General features: G+C 42.1%; 11 protein-coding genes. 7 read left to right on the top strand and 4 right to left on the bottom strand.

Translation table 11 applies throughout. From position 1 onward, the window contains the following. The first annotated feature begins 222 nt into the window (after positions 1-222). From pflB to FCV43_RS00735, 4 genes are all read left to right on the top strand, one after another. Entirely contained in the window at positions 223-2,499 is a 2,277-nt protein-coding gene (pflB, locus tag FCV43_RS00750; RefSeq protein WP_136993733.1) for a formate C-acetyltransferase, read from the top strand. Between the two features lie 97 nt (positions 2,500-2,596). Then, complete coding sequence (locus FCV43_RS00745) at positions 2,597-3,565, top strand: lipid A deacylase LpxR family protein (RefSeq protein WP_136993732.1); 969 nt, start codon at positions 2,597-2,599, stop codon at positions 3,563-3,565. A gap of 242 nt (positions 3,566-3,807) precedes the next feature. Beyond that, positions 3,808-4,548 carry a pyruvate formate lyase 1-activating protein gene (gene pflA / locus FCV43_RS00740; RefSeq protein WP_017054289.1) on the top strand — a complete coding sequence of 247 codons (741 nt, stop codon included), beginning with the start codon at positions 3,808-3,810 and terminating at the stop codon, positions 4,546-4,548. A 239-nt stretch (positions 4,549-4,787) separates the two neighbouring features. Then, positions 4,788-5,288 carry a YfbU family protein gene (locus FCV43_RS00735; protein WP_136993731.1) on the top strand — a complete coding sequence of 167 codons (501 nt, stop codon included), beginning with the start codon at positions 4,788-4,790 and terminating at the stop codon, positions 5,286-5,288. A 76-nt stretch (positions 5,289-5,364) separates the two neighbouring features. On the opposite strand, the gene FCV43_RS00730 is transcribed toward FCV43_RS00735, so the two are convergent. Next, positions 5,365-6,114: a MipA/OmpV family protein gene (locus tag FCV43_RS00730; protein ID WP_136993876.1), complete on the bottom strand. Its 750-nt coding sequence runs from the start codon at positions 6,112-6,114 to the stop codon at positions 5,365-5,367. A 426-nt stretch (positions 6,115-6,540) separates the two neighbouring features. Between FCV43_RS00730 and FCV43_RS00725 the strand changes: the two genes are divergently transcribed. The 3 genes from FCV43_RS00725 to FCV43_RS00715 all read left to right on the top strand — a co-directional run bounded on the left by FCV43_RS00725 (position 6,541) and on the right by FCV43_RS00715 (position 11,449). Continuing rightward, on the top strand, positions 6,541-8,475 hold the full coding sequence (locus FCV43_RS00725) for a PrkA family serine protein kinase (protein WP_017054286.1): 1,935 nt from the start codon (positions 6,541-6,543) through the stop codon (positions 8,473-8,475). A 143-nt stretch (positions 8,476-8,618) separates the two neighbouring features. Further along, on the top strand, positions 8,619-9,890 hold the full coding sequence (locus tag FCV43_RS00720; RefSeq protein ID WP_017054285.1) for a YeaH/YhbH family protein: 1,272 nt from the start codon (positions 8,619-8,621) through the stop codon (positions 9,888-9,890). 11 nt (positions 9,891-9,901) lie between these two features. Continuing rightward, entirely contained in the window at positions 9,902-11,449 is a 1,548-nt protein-coding gene (locus tag FCV43_RS00715; protein ID WP_113797527.1) for a SpoVR family protein, read from the top strand. 190 nt (positions 11,450-11,639) lie between these two features. On the opposite strand, the gene kdsB is transcribed toward FCV43_RS00715, so the two are convergent. From kdsB to lpxK, 3 genes are read right to left on the bottom strand one after another with little or no spacing between them, the layout of a single operon-like run. After that, complete coding sequence (gene kdsB, locus FCV43_RS00710) at positions 11,640-12,395, bottom strand: 3-deoxy-manno-octulosonate cytidylyltransferase (protein WP_136993730.1); 756 nt, start codon at positions 12,393-12,395, stop codon at positions 11,640-11,642. Continuing rightward, on the bottom strand, positions 12,395-12,574 hold the full coding sequence (locus tag FCV43_RS00705) for a Trm112 family protein (RefSeq protein WP_017054282.1): 180 nt from the start codon (positions 12,572-12,574) through the stop codon (positions 12,395-12,397). Before FCV43_RS00705 ends, kdsB begins: the two co-directional genes overlap by 1 nt. Continuing rightward, positions 12,555-13,562, bottom strand: coding sequence for a tetraacyldisaccharide 4'-kinase (gene lpxK / locus FCV43_RS00700; RefSeq protein WP_136993875.1), 1,008 nt, complete (start codon positions 13,560-13,562; stop codon positions 12,555-12,557). The genes FCV43_RS00705 and lpxK overlap by 20 nt, the downstream gene beginning before the upstream one ends. Between the last annotated feature and the right edge of the window lie 12 nt (positions 13,563-13,574).

The raw sequence follows: 13,574 nt of genomic DNA, 5'->3' as shown, positions 1-13,574 counted from the left end.
TTATTGATTTAGTTTAAGGTTTGCAAAAAAATTTTAGTGTACTATTGATTTCAACTTAGTAAGTCACCATATGTTTAATAGTGACAATATATATCGTTATGTGACCAGTTCACGTGAATATAGATATTGTTATTTAATAAGAGTGTACCTTTCCCGTTTCTGGGATAACTGTCTCTACAGTGAATCGGTACGTGTTTTTACTACTAAAAAGGTAGGTATGTCATGGCAGAGCAATTTGCTAAAGCTTGGGAAAGTTTTGTTGAAGGTGAATGGCAAAACGAAGTTAACGTTCGCGATTTTATCCAGAAGAACTATGCACCGTATGAAGGTGACGAATCTTTCCTAGTTTCTGAAGGTACTGAAGCAACTAACAAGCTTTGGGCTTCGGTAATGGAAGGTATCAAACAGGAAAACGCAACAAAAGCTCCTGTTGATTTTGATACTTCTGTTATCTCTACCATCACTGCTCACGATGCAGGCTACATTGAAAAAGACCTAGAAACTATTGTTGGTCTTCAAACTGAAAAACCGCTAAAACGTGCAATCATCCCTAACGGTGGTGTACGTATGGTTGAAGGTTCTTGTAAAGCATATGGTGAAACTCTTGACCCTATGGTTTCAAAAATCTACTCAGAATACCGTAAAACGCACAACGCTGGTGTTTTCGATATCTACACTCCAGACATCCTAAAATGTCGTAAATCTGGTGTTCTGACTGGTCTTCCAGATGCATACGGCCGTGGTCGTATCATCGGTGACTACCGTCGTGTTGCACTTTACGGTATCGACTTCCTAATGAAAGACAAGCAAGCTCAATTTGCTTCTCTTCAAGAGAAATTTGAGAACGGCGAAGATCTTACTGCAACAATGCAACTTCGTGAAGAAATCTCTGAGCAACACCGTGCTCTAGGCCAAATCAAAGTTATGGCTGAGAAATACGGCTACGATATCTCTGAGCCAGCTCAAACTGCTCAAGAAGCTATCCAGTGGACTTACTTCGGTTACCTAGCTGCTGTTAAATCTCAAAACGGTGCTGCAATGTCTCTAGGTCGTACTTCGACTTTCCTAGACATCTACATCGAACGTGATATCGCTGCTGGCATCATCACTGAAGTTCAAGCTCAAGAAATGATTGACCACTTCGTAATGAAGCTACGTATGGTTCGTTTCCTACGTACTCCTGAATACGATGAGCTATTCTCTGGCGACCCTATCTGGGCTACAGAATCTATGGGTGGTATGGGTGTTGATGGTCGTACTCTAGTTACGCGTTCAAACTTCCGTTTCCTAAACAGCCTATACACTATGGGTCCTTCTCCAGAGCCGAACATCACTGTTCTTTGGTCTGAGCAACTACCTGACGGCTTCAAGCGTTTCTGTGCAAAAGTATCTATCGATACTTCTTCTATCCAGTACGAAAACGATGATCTAATGCGTCCTGACCTTGGTTCTGACGACTACGCAATTGCATGTTGTGTTTCTCCAATGATTGTTGGTAAACAAATGCAGTTCTTCGGTGCTCGTGCAAACCTTGCTAAGACAATGCTTTACTCAATCAATGGCGGTATGGACGAGAAGCTGAAAATGCAAGTCGGCCCTAAAGAAGCGCCAATGACTGATGCAGTTCTTGACTACGATAAAGTAATGGATCGTCTAGATCACTTCATGGATTGGCTAGCTAAGCAATACGTGACTGCGCTAAACAGCATCCACTACATGCACGACAAATACAGCTACGAAGCGTCTCTAATGGCTCTTCATGACCGTGACGTTCGTCGTACTATGGCTTGTGGTATTGCTGGTCTGTCAGTTGCTGCTGACTCACTATCTGCAATCAAATACGCTAAAGTTTCTCCTATCCGTGATGAAGATGGTATCGCTACTGACTTCGCTATCGAAGGTGACTACCCTAAATTTGGTAACAACGATTCACGCGTAGATGACATCGCATGTGAACTTGTTTCTACATTCATGGGCAAAATCCGTAAACTGACTATGTACCGCAATGCGATCCCTACTCAGTCTATCCTTACTATCACTTCTAACGTTGTGTACGGTAAGAAAACGGGTAACACTCCAGATGGTCGTCGCGCTGGTGCTCCTTTCGCTCCTGGTGCAAACCCAATGCACGGTCGTGACGAAAAAGGCGCTGTAGCTTCACTTACTTCTGTAGGTAAACTACCGTTTGCTGATGCTCAAGATGGTATCTCTTACACTTTCTCTATCGTGCCAAATGCACTAGGTAAAGAAGAAGATAGCCAACGTTCTAACCTTGCTGGTCTTATGGATGGTTACTTCCACCACGAAACTGGTATTGAAGGTGGTCAACACCTTAACGTGAACGTTCTTAACCGTGAAACTCTAGAAGACGCAGTTAAGCACCCAGAGAACTACCCTCAGCTAACTATCCGTGTATCGGGTTACGCTGTGCGTTTCAACTCTCTAACGACTGAGCAACAACAAGACGTAATCGCACGTACTTTCACTGAATCTCTATAATTTATTATAGATTTGGTATCGAAACCCACTCTTAGGAGTGGGTTTTTTTTTAATCTCAGGTACGATAGGTTCAAAATAATATTAAGCTGTTATTACGATGAATTTAAAAAAATCGCTTTTGTTAGCCTTACTCTCTTTGTCTACTCCTCTTACTCATGCGGGGACTTTCACCTTTAGCCTAGATAATGATGGCATATTCGGTGTCGATAAAGATTATACCAACGGGTTATTCCTCTCTTATTACTCTGATGAAGTTAGCCTTTCGCCTATTCTGACACCAATCACTAGCTCATTTGGAACCTTTGGTGGTGCGGCCCATAAAGTAGGTTTTACGCTTGGGCAAACCATTTATACTCCAAAGAAAATTGAAGAGTCCACACCTCAAGTCGATCAGCGCCCTTATGCTGGTGTACTTTTTTTCCAAACGGATATTGCTAATATTTCAGCCTATAGAGCTGATCGGTACGGCTTCTTGGTTGGCTCCACAGGTCCAAACTCTTTAGCCGATGTCGCTCAAGATTTCATTCACAGCATTACAGGATCAACTCAACCTGAAGGCTGGGATTATCAAGTCGAAGATCAAATGCTAGGCAACTTTGAGTTTGAAACTCATAATGCCCTATTTCGTAGCCGATCAAGTGGCGGTACTCAACACGAGATAAAAAACATCTCTAGAGTGATGGCGGGTAATTACCGTAGTGAAATCGCAACTGGGATGATGTGGCGTTGGGGCTCAGGTTTAGATAGCAGTATTGGTGCCGCAAGGGTTTCAATGGAAAACTCATTTCTGCCCGGTATGATCATGCAAGGTTCAAGTAGTGCTTATCTGTTCGCTGGCGTAGAAGGCCGCTACCGTTTTAATGACATCACTATCGATGGGCCAGTTCCTGATGAAGTTTATCCAGTGACTTTACAAAATACTCAAGCCACCGCAAGCTTAGGCGCTGTTTGGTATAATCAAACGCTGGGCGCATCTTTCACATTCTCAGCTAAAACGTCTGATTTCAAGGAAGATGAGACGTCAGCCTATGGGGTAGGCGCACTGACGCTCTTTGGCTTCTTCTAAACTTACGCAATGTACTCTAGAGAGTTAATATGCCTTATTTTAAAAATCCACTGATGGTATTCCACAGTGGATTTTTTATACTCTTTTTCCTTATGACTCAAACAAAATTTTTCCTCAAATTCGTATCTAGGATTTCTTACCTATTTCCTTACAAATACACGGTTCCCGTACTGAAGTAGGACTATTTATCCCTTACTATTTGTAATAAAATAGTCATCAAATTACCTATTTGAGATGAGCTTATGTCAACATCTGGTCGTATCCACTCATTCGAGTCATGTGGCACCGTCGATGGTCCTGGAATCCGTTTTATTGTGTTCTTACAAGGCTGTTTAATGCGTTGTATGTATTGTCATAACCGTGATACTTGGGATGTTAATGATGGCCGAGAGGTCACTGTTGAAGAGATTATCAAAGAAGCGAAATCTTACCGCCACTTTATGAAAGCTTCTGGTGGAGGTATTACTTGTTCTGGTGGTGAAGCCATGTTGCAGCCTGAATTCGTTCGTGATTTTTTCCGAGCGGCACAAGCTGAAGGTATCCACACCTGCCTAGATACCAATGGCTATATTCGTAAGCACACTGATGTCGTTGATGAAGTTTTAGACGCTACCGATCTGGTAATGCTAGATCTAAAACACATGAAAGATGAAATCCATCATGATTTTATTGGTGTATCAAATAAGCGAACGCTCGACTTTGCCCGTTACTTGCATAAACTTGGTCAAAAAACGTGGATCCGTTATGTGATTGTTCCAGGGTATACGGATGATGAAGAGTCAGCTCATATGCTTGGCGAATTTATCAAAGATATGGACAATATCGAAAAAGTTGAGTTACTGCCTTATCACAAGCTAGGCGCTCATAAATGGGAAGCGCTCGGTTACGATTATCCGCTGGAAGGGACAAATCCACCATCGAAAGAGACGATGGATAAAATGGTCAGCATCCTGAGCCAGTATAATGATAATGTAAAATACTAAACTCAATAGTATCTCTTGTACATTTGACGATAATACCAGCTTAAAAGCTGGTATTTTTTTCATCCTTTTCCCGTTCGGTTATTCTTAAAATTTCGTTTATTCTTAAAAATAGAGAGAACGACTATGATGAAAAAATCGACGAATGATATTAAATCGGTGTTGAGATCATGTTTCAATATGAATAAACACTGTTAATCTAGTTTCAACAATAAAATCAAATTAAATCTAGTGAGGCTCCAATGGATATGACAAACGCTCAACGTTTGATCCTTTCAAATCAATACTACCTAATGTCGCAAATGAACCCAGACAACGCTGCAAAGTACCAACGTTTGCAGACCATTGTAGAGCGCGGATACGCTTTGCAAATGAACGAACTGAATAAAGAGTTTGGCTGCTTAACGGAAGAAGAGTGCCGTGAAGTGATTGCCATTATGGAAATGTATCATGCGATGCAAGAGTCAAACAAAATGCTTTCTGAAGCTGAGCGTAAAGATGTCGATCAACGCCGCCTACAGTTCTTAGGCTTTGATATTGCGACCGAAGCGCAAGTTGTACATTATGTTCGCTTCCTTACTGAATCTGAAGGACTTTATCCTCAATTCGAAAAGAACGACCATCACTTTAACAGCCAAATGCCAATGTTAGAGAAGTACCGCAGAATGCTAGTAACTTGGGGTAAATGCCCTCGCCAATACCATTTATCTGCTGCTGAGTTCACCCAAATTTTTAATGCTTAACCCCATACTATCTCAGCTAAAATAAAAAAGGGGTTGATGTAATGCATCAACCCCTTTTCTGAATCAGTTCAGATAGTTAGAACACGTATGCTATGCCCACATTAGCTGTTGTATTCACCCCACTTTCAAGTATTGGGCTACCTTCAATATCACCTTCCAAGTTAGTGTAACGAATACCACCAGTGACACGAATGCTTCGAGTTAGGTGCATGTAACCAGAAAGACCCACGAAGTATTGTCCATCCCAATCGGCATCAAATTCAGTCAACGTACCACCACCAGCCGTTGCTTTCGCGACTTCGCTAGACGATACACCGTATAAGTGGTTATTCAACTTATCACTGTTATATGCGTAACCAATTGAAGGCGTAATACCCCACACACCACGGTTAATCGGTAAACGCCAAGCCGCTTCAGCGTACAAACCATTATGTGTAGAACCAATATCACTACCCGCAGTCGCTTCAAAAACGCCGGCTAAAGTCACTAGTTGGTAACTCACGCCACCTAACACTGTCGCTTTACGCTCATCAATGTATTTTTTAATATTTTCATCATCAGAATCTGAAGGATCTAATGAACGAGCATCGTATGCAAAACGGAAAATAACATTCTGCGTTGAGCCAGCAGGAAACAGACGGTAACCACCCGTAAAACCACGTAGGAAAAGATGCTCACCTTCATAGCCAACCATTGGAATCGCCACTACATTCGAAGGAGTATCTTTATATACCGCAGGAGAATAAGAGACGGCCGCACCAAGTGACCACGATCCAGCTTTTGCAAACGCTAACGATGGCGCAGCAATAAGCGCACTAGCTAGCATCAATGTAGACAACTTTTTCACGTTAAAACCTTACTAGTTCATTATCTATTTAATATTTGTCGCCATGATATAGCACGGCGTACTATCATTCAAGCTGCTTTATGTTAAATCTATAATCTCCTGTTATTTTGGTGGTCATTTTATTAATTTCACCAATACCCTAGCATTGCTTTTTTCATAAAAAACCCCCACCACGGCTTTCGTTGATTGGCAAAGCTCGTTAATTATATAAATTATGATTCATATTAGATATAGCTAAATCTAAACCTATTTGATCCACGAATTCAAAGCGTATTTTGCTCATTTTTTACAAATAAATACATAATTGTTAAGCAAAATACCAAGTTTAGGTCTAGGCTTTATGTTGTAAGGAAGCTGTACATTTTGCTGTCATTCATGGGTGACAGATTGAGAGGGGAATTTACTATGAGTATTTTTGATCATTATCAAGCGCGCTACGAAGCCGCGAAAGATGAAGAGTTATCCATCCAAGATTTTCTCGGTCTATGTAAAGACAATAAGAGCGCCTACGCAAATGCGGCAGAGCGACTTTTACTCGCGATTGGTGAACCAGAGATCATTGACACCGCACAAGATCCAAGACTAAGCCGAATTTTTTCAAACCGAGTGATTTCACGATACAAAACTTTTGAAGACTTCTATGGTATGGAGGAAGCCATTGAACAGATCGTTTCATACCTTAAACATGCTGCTCAAGGCTTAGAAGAACGCAAACAGATACTGTACCTTTTAGGGCCTGTTGGGGGTGGTAAATCCTCTCTAGCTGAAAAACTTAAAGCGCTAATGCAACAGATGCCTATTTATGTGCTGTCAGCAAATGGTGAACGCAGCCCTGTAAACGATCACCCTTTCTGCCTTTTTGATGTCACTGAAGATGGTGACTTACTGAAAAAAGAATATGGTATTGAGAAACGCTATGTTCGTTCTGTTATGTCCCCTTGGGCCGCAAAACGATTGCATGAATTTGGTGGCGATATTACTAAATTCAGCGTTGTGAAAGTTCGTCCTTCAATACTAGATCAAGTTGCCATCGCTAAAACTGAGCCGGGTGATGAAAACAACCAAGACATTTCCTCACTGGTCGGTAAGGTTGATATTCGTCAACTTGAGCACTTCTCTCAAGATGACCCCGATGCTTATAGCTACTCGGGCGCATTATGTAAAGCCAACCAAGGCTTGATGGAATTTGTGGAGATGTTCAAAGCTCCAATTAAAGTGCTTCACCCTCTTCTAACGGCGACTCAAGAAGGTAACTTCAACGGTACTGAAGGATTATCAGCATTGCCATTTGACGGCATGATCCTCGCGCACTCCAATGAGTCAGAGTGGCAAACTTTCCGTAACAACAAAAACAATGAAGCTTTCCTCGATCGGGTTTATATCGTAAAAGTACCATACTGCTTACGAGTATCCGAAGAGGTTAAGATTTACCAAAAGCTGCTTGATCACAGTGAACTATCCAAAGCACCCTGTTCACCAAGTACCTTAGATTTACTTTCACAGTTCAGCATTTTGTCACGTTTAAAAGTGCCAGAAAACTCATCTCTATTCTCTAAAATGCGAGTCTATGATGGTGAGACACTTAAAGACACCGATCCAAAAGCAAAAAGTTATCAAGAATACCGTGACTATGCAGGTGTAGACGAAGGCATGTCTGGATTATCTACTCGTTTTGCATTCAAGATTCTATCTCGTGTATTTAACTTTGACCAAGCCGAAGTGGCTGCTAACCCCGTGCACTTGTTCTATGTCATTGAGCAACAAATCGAACGAGAGCAATTCCCTCAAGAGCAGGCAGAACGTTATCTTGAATTTTTAAAAGGGTATCTAGTACCTCGTTATGTAGAGTTCATTGGTAAAGAAATTCAAACCGCATATTTGGAATCTTACTCTGAATACGGTCAGAATATTTTTGACCGTTACGTTACCTACGCTGATTTCTGGATCCAAGATCAAGAGTACCGAGATCCAGAAACTGGACAACTATTTGATCGTTCATCGCTCAATGGTGAACTCGAAAAAATCGAGAAAACAGCGGGTATCAGCAACCCTAAAGATTTCCGTAATGAAATCGTCAATTTCGTCTTACGTGCTAAGGCAAATAATAACGGCAAAAATCCAGTGTGGACGAGTTACGAAAAACTCCGCACCGTCATTGAGAAGAAAATGTTCTCTAACACAGAAGAACTACTACCTGTCATCTCATTTAATGCGAAAACTTCATCTGATGATCAGAAGAAACATGACGACTTTGTGGCCCGTATGATGGAGAAAGGCTACACAGAAAAACAAGTACGATTGCTGTCTGAGTGGTATTTACGAGTGCGTAAGTCCTCTTAATATAAAAGAAACCAATCAAGCCTGATTAGCTGTCTATTCAGAGACCAACGATATAGCAGTGATAAGCCACACGTTGTTACAGTTAAGCAATACTGTAGCTGTAGCAACGTGTCAGGTGACGTGAAGTTTATAGGAGGTAACTCATGGCACAATTTATTGATAGGAGGCTCAATGGCAAAAACAAGAGCGCAGTGAATAGACAGCGCTTTTTAAAACGCCATAAGGAGCAGATAAAAGAGTCGGTTGCTGACGCGGTTAACCGTCGTTCTATTACCAATACTGAAACTGGTGAAGATATCTCTATTCCACATAAAGATATTAAAGAGCCAAGTTTTCATCAGGGGCAAGGTGGTAGCCGAGAACGAGTTCACCCTGGTAATGATCAATTCATTACGGGAGACAAAATTGAGCGCCCTAAAGGTGGCGGTCAAGGTGGTGGCTCTGGCGAAGGTGACGCAAGCCCTGATGGTGAAGGACAAGATGAATTCGTATTTCAAATATCCAAAGATGAATACTTGGATATTCTTTTCGAAGATCTTGAACTGCCGAATTTAGAAAAAAACCAAGTAAATAAAATCACTGAATGGAAAACGCACCGTTCAGGTTTCAAAACAGCCGGAGTGCCTTCCAACATTGCGATTGTTCGCTCACTACAACAGTCCCTTGCTCGTAGAACCGCAATGACTGCGGGTAAACGTCGCATGCTCAATGAGTTAGAAGAAGAGTTGGAGCGCATTCATAACCAAGAACCCGCTCAACCATTTGAAGAACTGCGCGTAAAACAGGAGATTGCCGATTTACGTAAAAGGATTGAAAGTGTTCCTTATATCGACACCTTCGATCTGCGTTTTAAAAACTATGAACGCCGTCCTATCCCCTCCAGCCAAGCGGTTATGTTTTGCTTAATGGATGTATCGGGCTCAATGGATCAGGCTACAAAAGACATCGCGAAACGCTTCTATGTATTGCTTTATCTCTTCTTGACTCGCACCTATGAGAATGTCGAAGTCGTCTTTATCCGACATCATACTCAAGCCAAAGAGGTAGACGAGCATGAGTTTTTCTACTCTCAGGAAACGGGCGGCACCATAGTGTCTAGTGCACTAAAACTGATGAATGAAATCGTTGAAAAACGCTACCCTGCTGCGGAGTGGAACATTTATGCCGCTCAAGCTTCTGATGGGGACAACTGGGCTGATGATTCACCTAGATGTAAAGAGTTACTGGTCAATAAACTGCTTCCAACTTGTCAGTATTACTCTTACATCGAAATCACTCGTCGTTCACATCAAACGTTATGGCATGAATATGAAAAATTGGAACAGAGTTTTGATAACTTTGCGATGAAAAATATTCGTACCGTCGATGACATCTTCCCCGTATTTAGGGAATTGTTTCACAAAGAGACAGCTTAGGGAGGTAAGCCATGACGACTAAAACTGATAATCAAGCATCGACAAAGACCAAACAACTGCCTGACGGCCCTGATTGGACTTTCGATTTATTAGAAAAATACCATGTTGAGATTAAGCGTGTCGCTCAGCATTACCGACTTGACACCTACCCAAATCAGATCGAAGTCATCACTTCGGAACAGATGATGGATGCGTATTCTAGTATCGGGATGCCGATTAATTACAATCACTGGTCATTTGGTAAAAAGTTCATCCAAACCGAACAGAATTATAAGCACGGGCAGATGGGCCTGGCTTATGAAATAGTCATTAACTCTGACCCATGTATTGCTTACTTGATGGAAGAGAATACCGTCACAATGCAAGCTCTCGTTATGGCTCATGCTTGCTATGGGCATAACTCTTTTTTCAAAGGAAACTACTTATTTCAGACATGGACCGATGCAAGCTCTATCATCGATTACCTCCTTTTTGCCAAAAACTACATCATGGATTGTGAGCAAAAATATGGGGTATCTGAAGTAGAAACGCTACTCGACTCTTGTCATGCTCTAATGAACTACGGCGTTGATCGATACAAACGCCCTGAAAAAATCTCCATCGCGGAAGAAACCGCAAGGCAAGAAGAGCGTGAGGCGTACCTGCAATCCCAAGTTAATGAGCTATGGAAAACGGTTCCGAAAACAGAGGAAAAAGAGGAGTGCAATAAAATACGTTTTCCAACGGAGCCTCAAGAAAACATTCTCTATTTCATCGAAAAGCATGCCCCGCTTTTAGAACCTTGGCAACGAGAATGTGTGCGAATTGTTCGTAAAATCAGTCAATACTTTTATCCACAAAAACAGACTCAAGTGATGAACGAAGGGTGGGCAACTTTCTGGCATTACACCATTTTGAATCACCTCTATGATGAAGGGTTAGTCTCGGATAAATTCATTCTAGAATTCTTACATAGTCACACCAGTGTAGTCGCACAACCAGCTTACAACAGTCCCTACTTCAGTGGGATCAATCCTTATGCGCTTGGTTTTGCAATGTTCAGAGATATTCGCCGTATATGTGAAGAGCCAACCGATGAAGATCGCGAATGGTTCCCTGATTTGGCGGGAAGTGATTGGCTCGATGCCGTTCATTTTGCGATGCATAACTTTAAAGATGAAAGCTTTATTAGTCAGTACTTATCGCCCAAGTTGATGCGTGATTTTAAATTATTTGCAGTACTTGATGACGATAGAAAAAACTTCATTGAAGTGAGCGCCATTCATGATGAGTCCGGCTATAAAACCATCAGGGAGCGCTTGGCTTCTCAATATAACCTGAGCAACTTAGAGCCTAACCTGCAAGTATTTAATGTTGATGTCCGCGGTAATCGGTCGATGACGATTCAACATGTCCCTCACCAACGTATTCCTCTTGATAAAGGGTATGAAGAGGTATTGAAGCACCTTCACCGATTATGGGGGTTTGATGTCATTCTAGAAGAAGTGAAAGATACGGGTAGACGAGAGATATTAGCGACCTGCCCTCCTCGTTCGGAGTTCAATAATAACAATAACTAAAACCACCCTCTCCTTACAATTTTCGAGCACTGTTTGTGCTCTTTTTTTTGCCTGCTCGTTGCAATTTAATGTAAAGGATTTTCCCCATTAACTTATTAAAGCAATGAAACAAAAAACCTCGACAGTTGATCATAACTGCCGAGGTTTTTTCGCTATTCAAATCTTTCAATCAAAAAGAACGAAGCGAAAATTATCGGTTTGCGATAATAGCTCTTACTGCATCTAAATCTTCGGGAGTATCAACGCCCGCTGCTGGTGCTTCTTTTGCGACTTCAACATGGATTTTCTCTCCATACCAAAGCACACGTAATTGCTCTAAACACTCAATTTTCTCTAGTGCGCTAGGCTGCCAGTTAATGTAAGTGTTAATAAACCCTGCACGGTACGCATAAATACCAATATGTCGTAATAATGGTTGTGCGATCGTCTGGTTTTCGCTGTCAGCAAAGTTATCACGATCCCATGGGATCGTTGCTCGGCTAAAATATAGCGCGTAGCCATCTTTATCCGTTACCACTTTCACTGCGTTTGGATTAAAAACTTCCGCTTCCTCAGTGATTTCAACACCTAAGGTTGCCATTGGTGCCGTGCTGTTTGCCAAATTATTCGCAACTTGAGTAATAATACTTGGTGGGATCAGAGGTTCATCACCTTGCACATTCACAATAATGTGATCATCAGGGATATCCATTCGTTGAACAACTTCCGCTAAGCGCTCAGTGCCCGACTCATGATCTGGTGAGGTCATGCACACCACGCCACCAAACTGGTTGACTGCGGCTTCCACTCGCGCATCATCCGTCGCGATAATCACGCGCTCTGCACCAGCTTGGATTGACTGCTCATACACCCACTGAATCATCGGCTTCCCACCAATATCAGCCAACGGTTTTCCCGGTAAGCGAGATGATTGGTAACGAGCTGGTATTACAACGGTAAACGACATTAACGCCCCTCATCCATAGACATGGTACGAGCTTCAGGCTCTAATAGAACCGGAATCCCTTCTTTAATCGGATAAGCCAAACGGTCAACTTTACAGACCAATTCTTGGTTTTCTTTATCAAAAGTGAGTTTACCTTTACAAACAGGGCAAGCCACAATCTCAAGCAGACGATGATCCATAATGTTCCATTACCTCTTCTATTTTGTTCAAAATACGCTGTTCATCATGAGTTTTAAATTGCGCAGAAACCGGTAAGTACCACCAGTTTTCTTTCGCAAAAGTATCACATTTCACAGCATCTTTTTCTGTCATTATAACGTTCAAACCCATTCTATCTAGGGTTTCTAATTCTGAAATTTTAAAATCTTGGTGATCAGCAAAACCTTGGGTGTGGCATAAATCTGCACCCAAAGTTTTAAGAGTGGCGAAAAAACGAGGGGGATGACCAATTCCGGCAAACGCCACCAACTTCTTCAGTTGACTGACTGGCATTTTTTGCCCAGTAATTAAATTAACAGCCAAGCTAGGTGTTAAGGTCATTGCCATTTCACTTTCTTGAGCTGAGCCACCATTCGTAACGACAAAATCAACCTCATCTAACCGCTCAATACCTTCACGCAACGGACCTAATGGGATTAACTGCTGATTACCAAATCGTCGCATACCGTCGACAATCACAAACTCGACATCTCGCTCCAACGCATAGTGTTGTAGTCCATCATCGGTGACAATGACATTCACATCGAGCGGTAACAATGCTTTCACAGCATCAGACCGAATTGGCGCAACGGCAACAGGAGCGCCTGTGCGTCGGTAGATCAGCCGAGGCTCATCGCCACTATGTTCTGCCGGGGTCGAATCTTCAACAGTTAGAGGGTAACTTGGAGCTTTGCCCCCATAACCTCTAGAAACGACGCCTGGCTTATAACCTAGCAGTTGAAGTTGCTCAACTAACCAAATAACAACTGGTGTTTTTCCATTCCCACCAGCCGTGATATTTCCAACCACAATAACAGGGATAGGCGCTTTATAGGATTGCTTTTTACCGTCTGAAAATTCTTTCCGACGTGCTGAGCTAATCGTTTTAAATACAAGGCTCAGCGGCCATAGCAGAGGCCACAACAGATATTTGAGTGGATGATTTTCAAACCATACCTTTTCAATCACATTTTGCGCCAT

Source organism: Vibrio genomosp. F6, assembly GCF_005146325.1.
Taxonomy (GTDB): Bacteria; Pseudomonadota; Gammaproteobacteria; order Enterobacterales; family Vibrionaceae; genus Vibrio; species Vibrio cortegadensis.
Note: the sequence above shows the minus strand (reverse complement) of the source record. Positions and strands in the feature narration are given on the sequence as shown.